The organism is Sorangium sp. So ce406, assembly GCF_051474675.1.
GTDB classification, from domain to species: domain Bacteria; phylum Myxococcota_A; class Polyangia; order Polyangiales; family Polyangiaceae; genus Sorangium; species Sorangium cellulosum_G.
Genome location: NZ_CP150340.1, coordinates 6,262,938 through 6,283,062 on the forward strand (window position 1 = coordinate 6,262,938; position 20,125 = coordinate 6,283,062).

A 20,125-nucleotide genomic window follows, 5' to 3' on the forward strand; every position below is an offset into this window, starting at 1 on the left:
GGATCAGCGCGGACGCGCCGCCGCGTCCGTCCCCCGGGTCGAGACCTTGACCGAGATGGCGCCCGTCCGGCCGAAGACCTCGGGGCTGTACATCTCCTCGGCGCGCGCGGGCGGCACCACGAACGAGCCGAGCGTCGTGGCGCGCGCGAGGTACCGGTACCGGTACATCCCGGCGGCCATGTGATCGACGAAGAACAGGACCCGGTCGTCGCGGATCTCGCGCACGAAGCGGCTCGGGTCGTACAAGCGGCCGGTCGCGCGCAGATCGTCCTGGTCGACGTCGGCGTCGGCGTCGTGCGCCGCGGCCTCCGCCGCGTCGACGTCGAGCGAGCGCGCGGACGTCGCGAGGCGCGCGTCGACCGCCTCGAGGCCGGCCGGCAGCGGGTCGTCGATCACAACGAAATCGCGCGGCGAGGGCGCCACCACGACGATCTCGCCGAGCACGAGGTCGCCGCCGGCGAAGGCCAGCGACGAGGGCGCCGCGCCCGCCGCGGCCCCCATGCCGCCGGCCGGCGCCGCGCCGCCGACAACGGCCGCGAGGTCCTCGGGCGCGATCGCGCGGAGCGACTTCTCGATATAGAACCCGCGGTCGAGCGGCGTCGCCGGGAGCTGCTTGCGCGCGTACCGGAGCCGCGCCTCGTAGAACAGCCGGCCGCGCCCGTCGACGGCGAACGCGAGCGGCGCGCCCGCGGCGCTCGCGAGCCGCGCCGCGGGGATCGACGTCTTGACCTGCTCGGTCGTCGGGCCGTGGAACGGCGCCGAGAACAGCTCGACCTCCCCGAGGAACACCCGCGCGTCGAAGTCGGGCGCCGTTTTCTCCTGTGCTTTCCGGTACTTGTCGAGCGCGAGCAGCGCCCACGCCGTCTCCTGCGTGCTGCGCCACGTGCCCCCGCGCCGATCCGCGAGCAGGCCCGCCGCGAGCCGCGGCGCGAGCGGGTGCGAAGGCCGCGCGGCGAGCAGCGCGCGCAGCACGAGCGCCGAGGTGCGGGCCTCGGAGTCCATGAGGACCGCGTACGCGTCGCCGTGGTTGTGGACGGCCCGCGCGATGGGCCCGTCGAGGCGCAGCGACCCCTCCATCTCGCGCACGAGCTCGTCCACGGCCGCCCTGTCGCTCTTGCCGATCACCATCGCGTGCGCGAGGAGCGCCTTCGAGAAGAGCGGCAGCTTCTCGCGCTCCTCGAAGAGCCGGCTCGCGCGCCCCGGGTCGGGCGCGCCGCTCGCCGCGAGGACGTCGAGGATGAACGGCGAGGTCGCCCGGAGCATCGGATCGTCGCCGGCCTCGTTGAGCCTCGATCGCACGAACGAGACCGCGCGCTCCACCGCGTCCGCCGGCACCGCGACCCCGTAGCGCTTCGCCTCGGTGAGGCCCCACAGCGCGTACGTGGTCGTCCAGAGATCCGGGCTGTCCGACTCGGCGAAGAAGCCGAAGCCGCCGTCGCCGCGCTGGTGCGACAGGATCTCGCGGACCGTCTTGCCGATCACGGCCGCGAGGTTCTGCGGCAGCGCGATCCCGTAGGCCTTCGCGAGGTCGCGCAGCGACAGGAGCGGCACCATGCGGCTCGTGAGCTGCTCGGTGCACCCGTACGGGTACTCGAGGAGCTGCTCCACGCCGCCGCCGAGGCCCACGAGCGCCGTCGGCGCGAGGCTCACCGTGAGCCCGCCTGTGTCGTCGCGGATCGCCGACAGATCGCCGAGCCGCTCCGCGCTCGCGGTGGTCGTGTCGCCGTAGAGCGCGACGGCCTCGGGCGACATGGGCGCCTTGATCTCGCGGGTCACCTCGACGACGTCCTCGGCGCCGCCGCCGGCCGCCCGGAAGCGCAGCGTCGCCGGGCCGGCCCGCGGGGCCGACAGCGCGAAGCGGACCTCCGTCGACGCGCCCGGCGCGAGCTCGACGGCGCGCTTCGCGCTCCCCGAGAGCGTGAGCCCCGACGCGGCGACCTCGACCTCGACCGTCGACTTCGCGAGCCCCTTCGACGTCACGACCACGCCCGCGTCGATCGCGTCGCCGGCGCGCAGGAAGCGCGGCAGCGCCGGCCGGGCCATGAGCTTCTGGCTCGCTGTCACGCGCGACTCGCCGTAGCCGAACCGATCGTCCTCCGCGACGACGACCGCCATGACCCGGTAGGTCGTGAGCGAGTCGGGCAGCTTGAAGCTCGCGTTCACCTTGCCGGAGGCGTCGGTGACCAGCGCGGGGTGGTAGTACGCGCTCTGGCGGAAGTCGCGGCGCACGCCCGTGCCGCCCGCGGCGCCGCCGCCGCCCGCGCGCCCCTTGTCGGCGCCGAGGTCCGCGAACGGGTTGCGCACGCGGGCGAGCGCCTCGCGCGTCTCGATCGTCGCCACCTTCAGGCTGCGCGGCGCGCCGAACACGGGGATCGGATCGGGCGTCTCGTAGCCGGTCAGCGACAGCACGCCCTCGTCCACGGCGTAGAGCGTGACCTCTGCGCGGGCGGGCCGGCCGCCGCGGTCGCGGACGTCGACGTCCACGCGGATCGGGTCGCCGGGCCGCGCGTCCGCCTTGTCCGGGCGGACGCTCACCGCGAGCCGCTGCGCCTCGGGGTTCACGCGGAGCGGCGCGTAGCCGAGGCGGAACGCCGGCGCGCCGACGTCGGGCCCCGCCGCCCCGCCCTTGCCCGGCGCGGGCGGCGGCCTCGTGCGGCCGCGCAGGAGCAGCACGGAGACGAACGCGTTCGGCCGGAGGTCGTCCGTGATCGGCACGTCGATCACCGGCATCGCGCCCGACAGCTTCACCCTCCGCCGCGAGGTGATCCCGGCGCGCTCGACCGTGACCAGCGCGTCGGCCGAGGCGAACGGCGACTTCACGATCACGCGCGCCGTCTGCCCCACCTCGTAGCTGTCGCGGTCGGGCACGAGCTCGACCTGGAGCTGGTCGCTATCGCCGAAGCCGCCGCCGCCCTCGCCGAGCGCGTAGACGCCGGTCGCGGCGCCGACGGGGTTGCCCCGGCGGTCCCTGGCCGTCGCGTGCAGCAGGTAGTAGCCCCCGGACGGGACCGTGAGCTCGCAGCTCCGCGGCGCCGCCGCGGTCGTCACGCCGCAGCGCGCGACGACCTTGTCGACCGGCGTGCTCACGCTGCGGTACGCGCTGCCGCTCTCCTCGCGCGCGAGCGTCCACGTCCGCTGGATGAGCTCCACCCGCACGGCGACCTGCGCGACGCGCGCCCCCTTCGGATCGACAGCGAGGATCTCCGGCCGGAGCACGTCGCCCGCCTTGGCGAAGCGCTCGGGCTCCTTGAGCGCGACGTAGAACTCCGCCGGGTGCACGAGCGCCGTCGAGCTGCCCGCGATCGCCTGCCGCGAGACGTCGGTGATCTCGGCCTCGCACGTCACGAGCTCGGTCCCGCGCTGCCCGGGCATCGCGAGCGTCGCGCCGATCGCCGCCTGCCCTGCCGCGTCGAGCCGGTCGCGCCCGCTCTGCACCTCGTACTCGCGCGGCGACCGGTCCGGCAACGCGTCCGTGAGCTCGTCCTCGCGCACCGTGAAGCCCTCGAGCCCCGGCGGCGAGAACGCGGCCCGGCCGCGCGTCACCGAGAGCCTGGCCTCCGCGTTCGTCATCGGCGCCCCGAACAGGTAGTCGCCGCGCGCGACCCAGCGCGCCTTGTCGCCGCGCACGTAGCTCGGCCGGTCGCTCTCGACGCTCACCTTGAACTCGGCGGGCCGGTACTCGGCGACCTCGACGCTGCCCGTCACGTCCGGCCACCCCGCCTCGCCCCCCTGGACGGTCGCGGCGAGGCTGTACGTGCCGAGGCGCGCCGTCTCCGGGATCTTCACGTCGGCCGAGAACGTGCCGAACGGGCCGAGCGCCGGCGTCAGCGTGACGAGCGCCTCGCCGTCGGGCCCCTCGACCTTGAACGCGACGCTCTTGCCGGCCGGCGTCCTCGTCCCGCGCGCCGCCTCCTCGCGGAAGATCCCCTTCACGCGCACGGTGTCGCCCGGCCGGTAGATGCCGCGATCGGAGAACACCATCCCGAACGGGCGCGCCTCGCCGAAGTCCGACGGCGCGCCGAAGCGCCACCCGCTCAGCGCGTCGGCCACGCGGCGGTACGTCCAGTCCTCCCCCGCGCGCGCGAAGATCACGCCGCGCTCCGGCCGGGACGACGTCTCTGGCCGGTACACCGCCTCGGGGACGGTCGCGAACCCCTCGGCGTCGGTGACCACCGGCGCGGGCGCGGGCGCGCCCGGGGTCCGGATCCACACGCTCGCGCCCGGGACCGGCGCGCCCGTCGACAGCCGCGTCACCCACACGATCGAGCCGTGCGGCGACACCTTCGCGCTGATCCCGAGGTCGGTCACCTGCGCGATCACCGCCTGGGAGGAGGTGCGCGCGTGCCGCGTCCCGGGCCGCGCCGTGTAGCTGACCCCGATCGCCAGCGGCCCGCGCTTTCCCTCGCCGCCCAGCACCTCGGCGGCGCGCACGAGGTGCGTCGCCGGCGCGTTCGTCGCGGCGGCCGGGCGCAGGGCGGACTGCTTTCCGGAGGGCAGCGCCGCGATCTCGCTCATCTTCGGGCTCCGCCCCGGGCTGTTCGGGTCGGCCTCCAGCGCGAGCACCGCCTCCTCGGTCATCGCGCCGACCGCGAGCGAGAGCTCGCGCACGTTGACGGACACGACCGGGATCTCGCGCCGCTGCGCCGGCTCGAACACGCTCCCGGTGAGCCCGATCTGCGCCTCGGGCCAGCGGTCGCCGAACGCGATCTGCTGGGAGACGGCGCCCGCGAGCGCCTGCCCGTGCTGGTCGCGCAGCCCAGCGGCGACGCGCACCTCGTAGCTGCGCCCCGGCGCGAAGGCGCCGCCGACGGGGATGTGGCTCGTGAACTCGTCGTCCTGGATCCACGACGGCCACCGCGGCTTCACGGCGGGCTCCACGGAGATCGCCCGCTTCGCGTCCGCGAACCGCACGGGGTTCGAGAAGAGGAGCGTGAACCCGCCTTCGGCCGCGCAGCGCTGCTGCGGCGTGTCGCGATCGCACTGCGGGCTCATGAGCCGCAGCGGCCCGTAGGTGCGGTACGAGAACCGCTGCTCCTCGCCGGCGGGCAGCGGCCCCTCGCGGCCGCGGAGGCTCCGGGCCACGACCATCTCGATCTCGCTGTCGCGCGGCAGCGCGGCGCGCGGGACGATCTCGGCGAGCAGCTCGTTCTTCGGGTCGGGGCGCCGGACGTCGAACGCCACCTTGGCCGCGCGGCCGCCGGCCGTGAGCGACACGCTCCGCGCGACCTCGGCGGTGTCGACGGGCTGGTTGAACCGGAGCTCGAACCGCGCTTCCGGCTTGAGGTCGTCCTTGCCCGACCACGGCTCGACGCGCGCGACCTTCGGCAGCTCGGTGCGGAAGGTGAGCACGTACGGCTCGGCGAGCGCGCTGCCGTCGAGCGCCCTGGTGCCCGCCGGGACCTCGACGGTGAACGCGGTGCCGCGCGGCAGGTGTCCCTGAGGGACGAACGTGAGCCCGCTCGTGCCGACCCAGCGCCACTGTCCCGGCGCGGCCGGCTTCAGGATCGCGGGGGCGGCGGCCTCGCTGGCGGCGAGGTCGAGCGGCCGCATCGGCCGGTTGAACACCAGGCTGATCTCGGCGGGGCTCGTTGTCTGCCCGCGGGGCGCGCCGAACACCACCGCGAACGGCCCCTCCGCGGCCTTGCCGCCCGGGTCGAGCGCGCCCGGGGCGAGCGTGCCGCGGGGCGGGACGTTGGGAGCGCGCGCGCCCTGCACACACGCGAGGCTGAGGGCGATGGCGGCCAGGGCGGCGGGCGCGAACCGGAGGCGCGGGGCGGCGAGCATGTCGCCGCGACTCAGCAATGGGGATGCCGCGGGCGCAAGGGGCCTGTCCGTCGTGGAAGCCGGGCGCGGGATGTGGCAGCCGGGACACACCCTGCGAGCGCCGGGACGCGCGGCGAGCGCCGCGAGCGCCCGAGCCGGATGCCGGGCCGGCGGACCTAGGGCGTGATGTCGTACGCGTGCTTCGCGGCCCAGAGCGTGGTGGCGCGCATGTAATACTCCGCGCGGGTCCTGCCGTCGGACTCCCATGCTTCCGGCGTCCGGAACCACAGGCCGTCCGTGTTCCAGATCGTGTTGACCAGGCTCTCGCCGATCTCGCCGGCCTCGGTGGCGAGCCCCTCCTGGATCATGCCCGCCACGACGCCCCAGGACGTGCCGACCCAGCACTCGCGCGTCTGGTTGCTCGTCCCGTCGACCGAACCGCTGGCGGTCATGACGTTGACGACGCCGCGGGTCCCGCCGTCGAACCGCTTGAAGTTGTTCTCGTAGATCGTCGTGAAGGCGGACGCGGCGCGATTGGCCTCCACGATCGGCGGCAGCCCGAGGGCGCGCGCGTACCACTGGCCGGCGAGCTGATCCGACATGATCCGGTTCGTGTCCCGGCTCCCCGTGTCGATCTTGTAGTACTCCCCCGTCCAGAGCTTCGCCTCGAAGCCGGCCTTGCCGAGGTCGAGCCAGGCCTTGTAGGTGCTCGCGAGCGCGGCGTCCCCCTTGGCGGTCGCCATCTCCTGCGCGGCCTCGCTGGCCGCGAGGAAGAGGCTCCCGCAGTAGGCGGTGTTGCCGTGAAGATCCATGTCGTCGTACGTCTGGTCGATCCCGTTGCTCTCGGGCAGCCCGTCCCCGTCGCCGTCCTGGCTCTTCACCTTCTCCATGGCCATCTTCACGGCGGGCCAGCAGTAGTCGAGGAACGCCGCGTCGGTCTTCCCGGTGAGCGCCCAGTCGCGGTAGACCATCAGGACCAGCTTGGAGTTGAGATCCTTCCAGCTGGTGGAGTCGCGGTACGTGTACGCGTTCCAGGTGCGGAACACGCTCTCGGTGTCTCCGAAGTCGTGCGCTGTCGTGCCGAGCGCGCGCGGCCTGTCGCTGCGCGTGGTCGTCACGCTGTCGCAGAACTGCCGCACCTCCTGCTTGTCGATGTCCGGCCAGAGCGAGAACAGCGCCCATGAGCCGTAGAAGCGCACATCCGACGTCCCGTAGAACGGGTAGATGTACGACTCCAGGCTCGTGAACATGTCCTCGTCCGGGTCGTCGGGCTGGCCCGACGCGGCGCCCGCCTCCCAGTACGTGCCCGCGATCGCATAGTAATAGAGCTCGTTGAACAGCGCGCCCTTGAGCCATTCAGGATACCGCGCGCTCTCGAGCACGCTGGCCTGCCAGTCCTGGAGCGCCCAGAGCCACGGCTCGTGCTCGGCGAGCGCCTCGGCCGCGATCGCCCACGAGGCGCTCCCCGATCGCCCGAAGTGGCGCGTGTAGGCGCGGTACCACTTGTCCCTGGAGCCCGCCTGCGTGATCGGGATATCCCAGGCGAGCACGATCGGCACGACGGCGCGCTCCCCCGGCGCCACGGTGGCCTTGAACGCGATGGCCCCGAGCGCGTGCGATCCCGTCGTGTTCGCGAGCGTGCCGTCGTCGGCCAGCTCCCCCTGCAGGGCGGCGACGCTCTCGGCGGACTGGTACGAGACCACCACGCCGGGCGCGTTCCGGCTCGCGAGCGTGAACTCGCCCTGGTTCTCCGAGCTCGGCTCCCCGCCGCCGCGGGTGAGGACCAGGCCGACGTCGTCGCCGGCCGTCTGGACCGTCGCGCCGCTGCCGCCATGGTCGTTCTTCCAGGTCAGCATGACGGCGACGTCGCACGGCGCTCCGGTCGGATTCGTGATCTCCCACCGATAGACGCCGACCGGATAGCTGGTCTTCTTGGTGTCTCCCGGGATGATGGGGCTGTACTGTTCCACCTTCACCTTGCAGGGGAAAATCGCGCCGTGGTAATCGACCCACGAGCGCGGGAAGAGCGAGAAGTACGTCGCCTGGCCCTGACCGATACCGCCCTTGTCGAGGCGCCTCGTGTCCGCGGCGCCGCCGCCGGCCTTCTGGTACATGAAGAAGCCCGCGTTCGCATCGACGGTCAGATCGCTGCTGCCGATATCGAGTCGACCCTTGTAGAACCCGCCGTCGAACCGCCACGTGATCGTGCCCGCCCCGAAGCCGCCGATGGGCGCGCCGTCCTCGTAAACGCCCTCCGTGATACCCCTGCTCCACGCCTGCGGCGGGATGGAGATCGGCTCTCCCGGCACGTGCGCCGGCGGGCCGCCCCCCTCTCCGCCGGCACCGACGGTGGCAGGAGCGCCGCCGGCGCCCGACCCGGCGCTGCCCGCAGCGCCCTGGCCTGCTCCGGCGCTGACGGGAGCCGAACCTCCGTCCGAGGAGGACGAGGAAGAGGGTGATACGGACGAAGAGGAACCCGGTCCGTCACTACCGCCGCACGACAGGGCTGTCGCTGCAACGAGGACGGCACCGGCTGTCGCGATGCTCAAGGCACGTTGGGGAACAAGCGACCATGTCATGAGGTGACGATAGACGCGACGCAGACGCACGTCACCGGACAATAGATGTCCACCATGATCCATCATGTCGCGGATATTATGTCTTCAACGTCCCTCCACGTCGCATGACATACGATTTTTCGTTGTGCCGGCGGCTCGGCGAGCTTTCTCACACCGGGTCAGGCGCGCGCGATGGGCCGGGCTCAGGGCCAGGTGTCCATCACCGCGGCGATCCAGCTGTCCGGATCCCGGAACTCGGGATCCTGCTCGATGTGGACGAAGCGCCCGCTGTACCTCGCCGCGGGCCTGCCGCAGACGCTGCTCGCCGACACACCGTTGAGGTACCTGCCTTGAACGTTGGTCGTCCCGTTCAGCGAGCACATGCCGCCGCCCGGGAGCCCGACCCGCCATCCAGGGTGATAGGCGAGCAAGTTGTTCCTGAGCTCCAGCGCCCTGTCCCCTTCCACGGGGGGGACATCCATCCCGTGGGACAGGAGGACATCCACGGCCCGACAGGTGTTCTCCGCCATGCCGTGCCACGAGATCACCCACCATGGACGCGGTCCGTAGTGGGCCGCGAGCTCCAGGTGGGTCGCGTGGAACATGTTCGCCACGTTGTGGGCGACGTCCGAGAGCATCGTCGAGCTCTGGCAGTTGCTGACGGCGAGGCTGGCGTCGCGGTGAGTCCCGGCCAGCACGAGGGTGCGGGATCTCGTCTCCTTGAAGATGGTGATCGCCTCCGTCTCCGTGGTCATGTCCGAGAGCGGGTGCGGCGCCGTGTGGCTGAGCTCCCGCTCGGCGGCTGCGTCCACGATGAAGGTGCCAGTCCCGCGATCGACGAACCCGTCCTCGTCCTGGTCGCCTGTCTCCATGAGCACGCAATACCGGCGTCCGTTGGCGGCGTCGCGGAGCAACCGGATCCGCATGAACGACGACAGGCTCGACGGGAGCGCAGTGTTGCACGTGCCGCGCATCATCGCGCGAACGACGCTCCGCCAGGCGTTCATCTGCGTGGAGTTCGGGGCGACGAACATCCCCGAGTCCCGGGGGGGCATCTGGTCGCGGATGCACACCGTCAGATCCTCGAGGGTCGCGCTCGCCGAGCAGGTGAGCTGGGCTGCCATCGCCGCGCGAGACGAGATCAGAGCGCCAACGCCGAGCAAGAGCAACATCGCTGGTTTGAGCCGCATGACGTAGACACCTCCAGACAGGGGTTCATGAGCGATGCCGACCGGCGCGCGCGCGAGACGCGCGCTGCGCATGCAGGCGCGCGACGAGGCGCTCCGGACGCCGCACGGAGCGCTCCTCCGCTCACGGGCGTTGCACGTGAGCGCCCGCTCGCCGCGTTCTTCACGGTCGGCGCGACGGTCGACAAGCAACATCACCGATCACGGGTCGGCGGCGGCGAGTGCAAGGCCGAGACCGCCGCTCGAACGAGCGGGCTGTGCAGTCCATTCGCGGCAGCCTCGGCGACCGCACCGCAGCATCGCTGCCCCGATGGGCGATCGTGTACGCGCCTGTCGCGACGGCGGGGCGCGGCGCGGCGCCCCCCCGGTGCCGTCCATGCGCGACGCGCTCCCTCCGCCCGCCGATCCTGCGCGCCGGCCATGCCCCGCAAGATCCCGGAAGACTGGCCGAACTACGAGGCCCCTTGTCCTCGGCCGCGTGGAGCTCATTGCGCGCGGGCTGCTCGAGCGCGGAGCAGCCGAGTCGATGGCCATCCCCGCCGGGGCCCTCACGGCCTCTCTCGTGGTTCGGCGCCTTCGTGGCGACCCAGGGGCGAACCTCTCCAACGTCGATCACGAGATGTACCGCGGCGCCTTCGGCGCGTGGTCCTCGCTCCAGAACACCCCGCTTCGCGCCGCGCCTGCTGACCCGCCACCGCACCAGGTTGCTCGCCGAGCGCGGCCCTTCACGGCCAGGTGGCCAGCACGGCGGCGATCCACCGGTCCGCGTCGCGGACCCAGGGGTGCTGCTCGATGTGCACGAACCGCCGAGCGTGCGCCGCGGCCGGGCGCCCGAAGCTCCAGCCGCTCGGCGAGCCGCCGGGAACCCAGCCGCTCGGCGAGCCGCCGGGAACCCAGCCGGTCGACGCGCCGTCGTTGAGGAGCCTGCCCTGGACGTTGCTCGTCGCGTTCAGCGCGCACCCCCGGCTGCCAGGGACGCCGATCCGCCATGTCGGCTGGTGGGCGAGCAGGTTGTTCCTGAGCTCCAGGATCTTGTCGCCCGCCACGGGGGCGGCGTCCACGCCGTGAGAGAGGTACACATCGACGCTCTCGCACGTGTTCTCTGCCATGCCGTGCCACTGAACGGCCCACCACGGCTTCCACCCGTAAAATGACGTGATCGCCGCGTGAGCGCTGTGGAACATGGTCGCCGTGTTGTGGGCGACGTCCGAGCTCATCGAGTGGCCGTGAAACCAGCGGCCGCCCGCGATCGCGTGGCGGTGCGCGCCGGCCAGCAGGAAGGTCCGGGACCTCGTCTTCTTGAAGACGGTGATGGCCTGGATCTCCGTCCCTGCGTCCGCGATCGGGTGCGACACCTGATGGCTGAGCTCCCGCTCTGCGAACGGGTCCACGATGAATGCGCCGAACCCGCGGTCGACGACGCCGTCCCCGTTCCAGTCGGCGGTCTCCAGGAGCAGGCAGTACGGGCGGCCGTTGTCCGCGTCGCGGAAGGATCGGACCCGCGCGAACGACCACAGGCTGGGCGGGAGCACGAAGTCGCACCCGCCGTACATCATGGCGCTGACGACGCTGCGCCAGGCCTCCATCTCCGTGGGGCTCGGGGGCAGGAACACCCCTGAGCTCCTGCCAGGCATCTGGTCGCGGATGCACGCGACGAGCGCCTCGAGGGTCGCGCTCGATGAACACGTGAGCTCGGCGGCGCCCGTCGCGCGAGGCGCTGTCAGGACGCTGGCGCCCACGAGGAGCAGGATCGATCGGCCGAACCGCATGCCAGAGATACCTCCAGGTCGGGGCTCACCGGACCACCCCCGCCGGGTGCAAGGCCGAGACCCGATGAACGACGGCCTCCCTGTGCGGATCGTTCGCGGTCGCCACGGCCACCACATCGCAGCATCGCCGGCCCGATCGGCGACCTGGTAGGCGCGCGCCGCGCCCCCGCGCGACGACCGGCAAGGTCCCCGAAAAAACCCGGAAATAGTGGAGGCCTTATTCTCGGCGCCGTGAAGCTCATTCCGCGCGGGCTGCTCGGGCGCGAGACAGCCGAGTCGATCGCCATCCCGGTCGGGGCCATCGCCGTCTCTCTCCTCGTGTTCGGCGCCTTCGTGGCCACCCAGGACGCGAACCCCTTGCGTGTCTATTACGAGATGTACCGCGGCGCCTTCGGCACGTGGTTCTCGTTCCAGAACACCCTGCTGCGCGCCGCGCCGCTCATGCTGACCGCGCTCTGCACGGCCCTGCCGGCGCGCCTCGGCCTGATCGTCATCGGCGGCGAGGGCGCGGTCGTCATGGGCGGCCTCGCGGCCGCCTCGGCGGCGCTCGGCGCGCAGGCGTGGCGCGCGCCGCCGCTCGCGGCGCTCGCCGCGATGTTCCTCGCGGGGCTCGCCGCCGGGGCGCTCTGGGTGGGCCTCGCCGGCGCGCTGCGCGTCTACCGCGGCGTCAGCGAGACGATCAGCAGCCTGCTCCTCAACTACGTCGGCGTCGCGATCCTGAACCACCTCGTCGAGGGCGCGCTGCGCGACCCCGCGAGCCTGAACAAGCCATCGACGGCCCCCATCGCCGCCGAGAACACGCTCGGGAGCCTGCCCGGCGTCGAGGTCCACTGGGGGCTCGCCTACGGCGTGCTCGCCTGCGCGCTCTGCTACGTGCTCATGCACCGCACGACCTTCGGCTTCGCCGCGGCGATGAGCGGCGGCAACGTCCGCGCGGCGCTCCTCGCCGGCCTGCCGGTCAGGCGCCTCGTCGTGCTCACCTGCATGCTCGCCGGCGCGTGCGCGGGGCTCGCCGGGATGGTCGAGGTCGCGGCCGTCCACGGCCGCGCCAACGCGTCGCTGGTCAGCGGCTACGGCTACACAGGCGTCCTCGTCGCGTTCATCGCGCGCCACCACCCGCTCGCGATCCTGCCGGTCGCGCTCCTGCTCGGCGGCATCGGCGCGAGCGGCGGCCTGGTGCAGCGCGCCGCGCACCTCCCCGACGCCACGGTCAGCGTGCTCCAGGGCATCCTGTTCCTCGCGATCCTCGCGAGCGAGGCGCTCCGCGGCCGCCTCCGGCTCACCCGCGCGCCCTCGGCCCCGCAGGCGGCGCCCGCATCGGCGGTGGCGTGATGGGCGACGCCGGGGCGCTGGGGCTCTGGGGCATCCCCCTCGCGGTCGCCGCCGGGGCCGTCCGCATCAGCACGCCGTTCCTGTTCGTGAGCCTCGGCGAGTGCCTCACGGAGAAGAGCGGCCGCGTGAACCTCGGCCTCGAGGGCACGCTCGTCATGGGCGCGATGGGCGGCTACGGCGTCTCGTACCTCACCGGCTCTGCCTGGCTCGGCGTCCTCGCCGCCGGCGCCGTCGGCGCGGCGCTCGGCGCGCTGCACGCGTGGCTCTGCGCGAAGCCGCGCGTCAACGACATCGCCGTCGGCATCGCGCTCATGCTCTTCGGCGTCGGCCTCGCCTTCTTCCTCGGCAAGCCGCTCATCAGGCCGACGGCCCCCCGCCTGCCCGCCATCTCGCTCGGCTTCTTCAGCGATCTCCCGCAGGTCCGCGCCGCGCTCCAGGTGAACGCGCTCTTCCTCATCGGCGCCGCGCTCGCCCCGCTCCTGCTCTGGACGCTGCGCCGCACGCGGCTCGGGCTCGTGCTGCGCACGGTGGGCGAGAGCGCCGACAGCGCCCGCGCGATGGGGGTCGACGTGAACCTGGTCCGGCTGCGCGCGACGATGGCCGGCGGCTTCCTCGCCGGCGTCGGCGGCTCGTTCCTCTCGCTCTTCTACCCCGGGAGCTGGAACGAGGGCCTGTCGAGCGGACAGGGCCTCATGGCGGTCGCCCTGGTCATCTTCGCGCGCTGGAACCCGGTGCGCTGCCTGTGGGCCTCGCTCCTCTTCGGCGGCGCGAGCGCGCTCGGCCCGGCGCTCCAGTCCGTGGGCGTCACCTGGGGATACCACCTCTTCAACGCCGCGCCGTACCTCGTCACGCTGGCGCTCATGGTCGCCACGAGCTCCGCGACAAGGACCCTGCCCGACCAGCCCGCCGAGCTCACGCTCGCGCGGTGAGCGCGCAACATCCGAGAAGGACGCAACGAGACGCAAACGACGCAACGAGACGCAAGCAACGCCAGACGCTGGATGACAGGAGGACTCGACGCATGACCTACGTGGCCGCTGACCCCTACGCCTGGCCGTACAACGGCGATCTCCGCCCCGAGAACACGGCCCTGATCGTCATCGACATGCAGACCGACTTCTGCGGCAAGGGCGGGTACATCGATCTGCTCGGATACGACATCTCGCTGACGCGGGCCTGCGTCGCGCCGATCCAGCGCGCGCTCGCGGAGGCGCGCCGCCGCGGCCTCCACGTCCTGCACACGCGCGAGGGGCACCGGCCGGACCTCTCGGATCTCCCGGCGAACAAGCGCTGGCGTTCGCGCCGGACCGACGGCGGGCGCGGCACGGGCGTCGGCATCGGCGATCCGGGGCCGTGCGGGCGGGTGCTCGTCCGCGGGGAGCCGGGCTGGGAGATCATCCCCGAGCTCGCGCCGCTGCCCGGCGAGCCGGTGATCGACAAGCCCGGCAAGGGCTCCTTCTGCGCGACCGATCTCGACCTCATCCTGCGCCAGCGCCGCGTCGAGAACCTCGTCCTCACGGGGATCACGACCGACGTCTGCGTGCACACGACGATGCGCGAGGCGAACGATCGCGGCTACGAGTGCCTCCTGCTCTCCGACTGCTGCGCGGCCACGGATCCCGGCAACCACGCCGCCGCGCTGAAGATGATCAAGATGCAGAACGGCGTGTTCGGCGCGGTCTCGACCTCCGCCGCGCTCCTGGAGGCGCTGTCGTCGTGATGGACCCGCGCGTCCTCTCGATCCCGGCGGCGAGGCCCGCCCGCGCCGCCGTGGGCGATCCCGGCCCGCCCGCGCCGCCGCCCGCGCTCTCCGCCGCCGGGATCACGAAGCGGTTCGGCCCGCTGCTCGCGCTCGACGACGTCTCGCTGCGCGTCGCGCCCGGGAGCTTCCACGCGCTCCTCGGCGAGAACGGCGCCGGCAAGAGCACGCTGGTGAAGTGCATCATGGGCTATCACCCGGCCGACGCGGGCGAGGTGCGGGTCGGCGACGCCGCCCTGTCCATCAGGAGCCCGCGCGAGGCGCAGTCGCTCGGGATCGGCATGGTCTACCAGCACTTCACCCTGGTCATGAACATGACGGTCGCCGAGAACCTCGTCCTCGCGCGCCCGTCGCTCCCGCTCGTGATCGACTGGCGGGCGGAGCGCGACGCGATCCGCGCGTTCATGGCGCGCATGCCGTTCCAGATCGATCCGGATCGGCCCGCGCGCTCGCTGGCCGCCGGCGAGAAGCAGAAGCTCGAGATCCTGAAGCAGCTCTACCTCGGGAGCAGGATCATCCTGCTCGACGAGCCGACCTCCGTCCTCACGCCCGCGGAGGCCGACGAGGTGCTCGGGATGCTCCGGCGCATGGCCGACGAGCGCCGGCTCAGCGTGCTCATGATCTCGCACAAGTTCCGAGAGGTGATGGCCTTCGCCGACGAGGTCACGGTGCTGCGGCGCGGCCGGGTCGCGGGCCGCGGCGAGGCCCGCGACCTCACGCCGGCGGCCATGGCCGAGATGATGGTCGGCCCCCAGCCGGCGCGCGCCCCGGCGGCGCGCAGCGACGCGCCCGCCGGGGCGCCGGTCCTGCGCGTCGAGGCGCTCGCCGCGCGCGACGATCGCGGCCGGCCGGCGCTCGACGGCGTGACGCTCACGGTACGTAGCGGCGAGATCGTCGGGATCGCCGGCGTCTCGGGCAACGGGCAGGAGGAGCTCGTCGAGGTGCTCGCGGGCCAGCGGGCCGCGCGGTCCGGCAGGGTGCTCGTCCACGACGCGCCGTACGCCGCCGGCCGCGAGCAGACCCGCGAGCACCGCGTGCGGTGCCTGCCCGAGGAGCCGCTGCGCAACGCGTGCGTGCCGGCGATGACCGTCGCGGAGAACATCGGCTTCCGCGTCTTCGACGCGCCGCCGTTCACCCGGCTCCGCTGGGGCGTGAGCCGCGCTGCGCTGCGCCGCTCGGCCGAGCGCCTCGCCTCCGAGTATGCCGTCAAGGCGCCCTCGGTCGACGCGAAGATCGGCGAGCTCTCCGGCGGGAACGTGCAGCGCGCGGTCCTCGCGCGCGAGCTCGGGGTCGGCGGCGACGAGCGCATCGAGCTCCTCATCGCCGCGAACCCGTGCTTCGGGCTCGATTTCGCGGCCGTGGCCGAGATCCGCGCCCGCATCCTGGAGGCGCGCAACCGCGGGACGGCCGTCCTCCTCGTGAGCGCGGATCTCGACGAGATCTTCGCCATGGCCGATCGCGTCCTCGTGATGAGCGAGGGCCGCATCGTCCACGAGTCGCCGATCGCCTCGGCCGACGTCGCCGAGATCGGCCGCGCGATGGCGGGGCACGCATGACGCCGCGGGCCCCCGAGATCGCGGCGAGGCCGTACCCGTTCCGCCTCGCCGGGCCGGAGTCGGTGGCGCTGCTCGTCATCGACATGCAGCGCGACTTCCTGGAGCCGGGCGGCTTCGGCGCGGCGCTGGGCAACGACGTCCGCCGGCTCCAGCGCATCGTGCCGACGGTCCGCCGCCTCCTCGACGCCTTCCGCGAGCGCGGCCTGCCGGTCCTCCACACCAAGGAGGGCCACCGGCCGGATCTCTCCGACTGCCCGCCCGCGAAGCGCTACCGGGGCGCTCCGGGCATGCGCATCGGCGACGCCGGCCCGATGGGGCGCATCCTCGTCCTGGGCGAGCCGGGCAACGACTTCGTGCCCGAGCTCGCGCCCGCGCCCGGGGAGATCGTCGTGCCGAAGCCGGGGAAAGGCGCCTTCTACCGGACGGGGCTCGACGCCAGGCTCGCGTCGCTCGGTATCTCGCAGCTCCTCATCGCCGGCGTGACCACCGAGGTCTGCGTCCAGACCACGATGCGCGAGGCGAACGACCGCGGCTACGAGTGCCTGTTGATCGAGGACGCCACCGAGAGCTATTTCCCGGAGTTCAAGGCGGCGACCCTCGAGATGATCCGCGCCCAGGGGGCGATCGTCGGCTGGACCGCGCCGACCACCACCGTCCTTGCGTCGCTCTGATCGGCGGAGAGGGAGAACCGCTGAGGTATTCCCTCGAATTCTTCGGAGGATTCACAGGGAGGCGGGGAGACGGGGAGAAAATCTTCAGAATACTCCCTGTCTCACCGCCTCCCTGTTCAGTCTCCTCTCTGAAAAACGGCTGCAGTCGAGCGGATTCCGCAGAGAGAACGGGGGAAGAAAACCGCCAGGACGCCAGGGACGCCAAGAGAGGTTCTCCGCGTCTTCTTGATGTCCCTGGCGTCCTGGCGGCTCAACGCTCGCTCGTTTGCGCGCGGCGCTACTTCTGGACGGATCCGACGACGCCGTCCACGAGATAATTCATGCTCTCGAGCACGATGTCGGTCTGCTGCTGCTCGACGGCCTCGGCGACGACCACCTTGCCCTCGTTGTCCTTGATTGGCCCCTTGAAGATGGTGAGCGTGCCCTCCGTGAGCCTCGCCTTGGCCTCCTCGGCCCTCTTCTTCGCCTCCTCGGAGACGGCGGGCCCGTACGGCGAGAGCTTGACGAACCCCTCCTTGAAGCCGCCGCGCAGGAGGTGCGGATACGGCTTCCCCTCTCGGATCGACGCGATGTAGTCCGTATAGACCCTGGACCAGTTCCACTCGGCCCCGGTCAGGTACCCCCTGGGCGCGAGCGTCGCCTGGTTCGTGTGGTACCCGGTGCTGAAGGCGCCGCGGCGCTCCGCGAGCTCGATGATCACCCTGGGCGAGTCGACGTGGGCCGTCAGCACGTCGACGCCCTGATCGATGAGGCTGTTCGCCGCCTCTGCCTCCTTGACGGGCATCGACCAGTCGCCGGTGAAGATCACGGCGGTCGTCGCGCCCGGGTTCACGCTCCGGACCCCGAGCGTGAACGCGTTGATGTTGCGCAGCACCTGCGGGATCGGCTTGGCCGCGATGAACCCGAGCTTGCCGCTCTTCGTCGTCATCCCGGCGACGATGCCGGACACGTACTCCGCCTCATCGATATAACCGAAGTAGCTGCCGACGTTGCTCGGGTGCTTCGACCCGTCGTAAAGACCGCCGCAGTGCAGGAACGTCCTGTCCGGGAACTTCTCTGCCACCTTGAGAATGTGCGGGTCGAAGTAACCGAATGACGTCGGGAAGATCACCGACGCCCCGTCGAGGTTGATCATGCTCTCGATCGTCTTCTGGACGGCGACGGTCTCGGGGACGTTCTCCTCCTCGCGGGTCTTCACGCCGGCCAGCCTGGCGACCGCGGCGGCGCCCTCCGCGTGCGCCTGGTTGTAGCCGTAGTCGTCCCGGGCGCCGACGTAGATGAAGCCCACCGTGAGCGGCTGTTCGCTGGACTCCTCCTTGCTGCAGGCGGCGGCTGGCAGCAGCGAGAGCGCGAGGAGCAGCGGACGGAGGAGGGCGAGCAAGCGCGCTCCGCGCGGCGCGCCGGCCCAGGGGAGCAGAGGAGTTCGCAGGGTGCTCTTCACACCCTGGATCTGTACGCGCCTCTTCATTTCTGGAACTTTTCCCGCTCGTGATTTTTTCGCTCTCCGCTTGATCGCCGTTGAGCGCGCGCCGCGCGCCGTGGCATCGTTCCATCAACACCGGAGATTCGCGATGACACCCACCAGTTCAGCGGCGAAGCGGGATTCGGCACCTGTGCAGTTGCCGTTCATCATTGCGAATGTGGCGACGATGGTCGCTCATCCGGAGTCGGTCCCCTGGCGGCGCTTCCGGGAGGGCATCGAGATCCATCGCCTTCATGGCAACGGCGACTCCGGCACCTCGGCGGCGCTGCTGCGCTACGCGCCGGGCGCGTCCGTGCCGCAGCACGTCCATCGCGGCCACGAGCACATTTTCGTGCTCGCGGGCTCGCAGTCGGACGAGCGCGGTCACCACCGCGCCGGCACGCTCGTGGTGAACGCGCCGGGCACCCGTCATAGCGTCTCGAGCGCCGAGGGCTGCATCGTCCTCGCGATCTGGGAGCAGCCCGTCGTCTTCATCTGATTCATCGGGCGCCCGGGCCGCTCATCTGGACACCCGGGCCGCTCATCTGGACACCTGGGCCGCTCATCTGGACACCCGGGCCGCTCATCTGGACACCTGGGCCGCTCATCTGGACACCCGGGCCGCTCATCTGGACACCCGGGTCGTTCATTTGGACACCCTATTTCCGGATCTGCGCGCCGTCCGTCCTGCCCGTGATGCCCTGGATCAGGCGCAACGCCGGCTGGAGCCCCGCGAGCACCGACCGGAGCATCTCGAGCACCGGCGCGTTGGCGCCGCGCATCTGCGCCATCGTCAGCGCGTTGCCCACGGCCTGCGCCGCCTGCGCCGGTGACGGGGCCGTCGCCGCGAGCGCCTCGATCCGCTCCCGCGCCGCGCCGAGCGAGCGCGCGTGGACGGCCTGGCCGCGGGGCCCCGACACGTCCATCGCCTGCCGCAAGATCTCCTCGGTGATCTGGCGCGTCCTGGCCTGATCGGGCCGCGCGGGCCCGTCCATCGCCTCGGGCGGCGTCCGCACCAGGCGGCCCAGCTCGGTCAGGCGCGCGCCGAGCTCCTCGGCCGACGCGACGCCCCCGGGCCCCGGCGCGCCCGCCCCGCCCCCGCGCGCTCCGCCGAACGCCGCCGCCGCGCCGCCGCGCCCCCCGCCCGCGAGCAGCTGCACGATCCCCTCGAGCTGCTGCCACATCGGCACGAGCCGCGCGACGCCCTGGAAGAGCTGCACGGCAGGGTTGGCCTGCTCCGCGGGCACCGCGCGCACAGGGGACTGACCGACGATGCGCCCGATGGTGTTGCCGGCTGCCATGGTGTCACCTCACCGCGCCTGCCCGGCGGGGACGATCGGCTCCTCGCCGCGCTGCCGCATGCGCTCGCGCTCCACCTCGGGGGGGTCGGGCGGCCACCGCACGCCTCCCCGCGCGATCCGGTCGCGGATCGCCGCCATCTTCCGGAGCGCGGCCGAGCCCGGGAGCTGCCGCGCCATGAGCTCCTCCAGCACGCGCGCGAACGACTGCCCCAGGCGGTTGACGGCGCGGGGGTCGGCGCCGCGGTCGAGGAGCTCCTCCACCTGGTCGAGCTGCAGCGCGCGCAGCGCGTAGGTGATCGCGGGCGTCCCGAGCGAGTCGCGGGCGTTCACGTCCGCGCCGCGGTCGAGGAGGAGGCGCATGTTCTCGACCGTCGCCTCCGAGGCCGCGCGGAAGAGCGCCGGCGTGTGGCCGCGGCCGACCCGCGCGTCGGGCGACACGCCGCCGTCCAGCATCGCCCGCAGGAACGCCGGGCTCTTCGAGAGGATCGCCAGATCGAGGGCGCTCGAGAGGAGCGGCACCACGTGGTGCACGTCGGCGCCCGCGCGCACGAGCTCGGCCACGATCCGCAAGCGCGCGGGCTCTTGCCCCGACGCCCGGTGCATCGCGAACACGAGCAGCGTCATGTCCTCGGCGCCGGGGGTGTTCAGGTCCGTCGTCGGCGCGAGCGCGCGGACGGCCGCGAGGTCGGCGGCCGCGATGGCCCGCGCGAGCTCGCGCTGCGGGCCGAGGAAGAAGCGGTCGGGGTCGGGCGCGCGCATGGTGGCTC

Annotated in this window: 13 protein-coding genes; 6 read left to right on the forward strand and 7 right to left on the reverse strand. The window is 72.5% G+C overall.

From position 1 onward, the window contains the following. Positions 1 to 3 precede the first annotated feature (3 nt). The 4 genes from WME96_RS23025 to WME96_RS23040 all read right to left on the reverse strand — a co-directional run bounded on the left by WME96_RS23025 (position 4) and on the right by WME96_RS23040 (position 11,277). Positions 4 to 5,784, reverse strand: a complete 5,781-nt coding sequence (locus WME96_RS23025; protein ID WP_437292230.1) for an MG2 domain-containing protein — start codon at positions 5,782 to 5,784, stop codon at positions 4 to 6. A 155-nt stretch (positions 5,785 to 5,939) separates the two neighbouring features. After that, positions 5,940 to 8,072 carry a GH116 family glycosyl hydrolase gene (locus WME96_RS23030; protein WP_437292231.1) on the reverse strand — a complete coding sequence of 711 codons (2,133 nt, stop codon included), beginning with the start codon at positions 8,070 to 8,072 and terminating at the stop codon, positions 5,940 to 5,942. A gap of 452 nt (positions 8,073 to 8,524) precedes the next feature. Then, on the reverse strand, positions 8,525 to 9,445 hold the full coding sequence (locus WME96_RS23035) for a hypothetical protein (protein ID WP_437292232.1): 921 nt from the start codon (positions 9,443 to 9,445) through the stop codon (positions 8,525 to 8,527). 788 nt (positions 9,446 to 10,233) lie between these two features. Further along, positions 10,234 to 11,277 carry a hypothetical protein gene (locus WME96_RS23040; protein WP_437292233.1) on the reverse strand — a complete coding sequence of 348 codons (1,044 nt, stop codon included), beginning with the start codon at positions 11,275 to 11,277 and terminating at the stop codon, positions 10,234 to 10,236. A gap of 231 nt (positions 11,278 to 11,508) precedes the next feature. Here WME96_RS23040 and WME96_RS23045 point away from each other — a divergent pair, with 231 nt between their 5' ends. From WME96_RS23045 to WME96_RS23065, 5 genes are all read left to right on the forward strand, one after another. Next, positions 11,509 to 12,609 (forward strand): ABC transporter permease, encoded by a 1,101-nt coding sequence (locus WME96_RS23045; protein WP_437292234.1) that lies wholly within the window; start codon positions 11,509 to 11,511, stop codon positions 12,607 to 12,609. Next, positions 12,609 to 13,538, forward strand: coding sequence for an ABC transporter permease (locus tag WME96_RS23050; RefSeq protein ID WP_437292235.1), 930 nt, complete (start codon positions 12,609 to 12,611; stop codon positions 13,536 to 13,538). Before WME96_RS23045 ends, WME96_RS23050 begins: the two co-directional genes overlap by 1 nt. Positions 13,539 to 13,630: 92 nt before the next feature. Continuing rightward, positions 13,631 to 14,329: a biuret amidohydrolase gene (gene biuH / locus WME96_RS23055; protein ID WP_437292236.1), complete on the forward strand. Its 699-nt coding sequence runs from the start codon at positions 13,631 to 13,633 to the stop codon at positions 14,327 to 14,329. Further along, a complete protein-coding gene (locus tag WME96_RS23060; protein WP_437292346.1) occupies positions 14,329 to 15,924 on the forward strand; it encodes an ABC transporter ATP-binding protein in 1,596 nt (531 codons plus the stop codon). The genes biuH and WME96_RS23060 overlap by 1 nt, the downstream gene beginning before the upstream one ends. After that, positions 15,921 to 16,595 (forward strand): cysteine hydrolase family protein, encoded by a 675-nt coding sequence (locus tag WME96_RS23065; protein ID WP_437292237.1) that lies wholly within the window; start codon positions 15,921 to 15,923, stop codon positions 16,593 to 16,595. The genes WME96_RS23060 and WME96_RS23065 overlap by 4 nt, the downstream gene beginning before the upstream one ends. A gap of 277 nt (positions 16,596 to 16,872) precedes the next feature. On the opposite strand, the gene WME96_RS23070 is transcribed toward WME96_RS23065, so the two are convergent. Further along, positions 16,873 to 18,063, reverse strand: coding sequence for a BMP family ABC transporter substrate-binding protein (locus tag WME96_RS23070; RefSeq protein WP_437292238.1), 1,191 nt, complete (start codon positions 18,061 to 18,063; stop codon positions 16,873 to 16,875). 40 nt (positions 18,064 to 18,103) lie between these two features. Here WME96_RS23070 and WME96_RS23075 point away from each other — a divergent pair, with 40 nt between their 5' ends. Continuing rightward, positions 18,104 to 18,556: a cupin domain-containing protein gene (locus tag WME96_RS23075; protein ID WP_437292239.1), complete on the forward strand. Its 453-nt coding sequence runs from the start codon at positions 18,104 to 18,106 to the stop codon at positions 18,554 to 18,556. A gap of 160 nt (positions 18,557 to 18,716) precedes the next feature. On the opposite strand, the gene WME96_RS23080 is transcribed toward WME96_RS23075, so the two are convergent. Together WME96_RS23080 and WME96_RS23085 are read right to left on the reverse strand one after the other, a co-directional pair. Then, positions 18,717 to 19,358, reverse strand: a complete 642-nt coding sequence (locus WME96_RS23080; protein WP_437292240.1) for a hypothetical protein — start codon at positions 19,356 to 19,358, stop codon at positions 18,717 to 18,719. A 9-nt stretch (positions 19,359 to 19,367) separates the two neighbouring features. Then, on the reverse strand, positions 19,368 to 20,117 hold the full coding sequence (locus WME96_RS23085; protein ID WP_437292241.1) for an ankyrin repeat domain-containing protein: 750 nt from the start codon (positions 20,115 to 20,117) through the stop codon (positions 19,368 to 19,370). Positions 20,118 to 20,125: the final 8 nt, after the last annotated feature.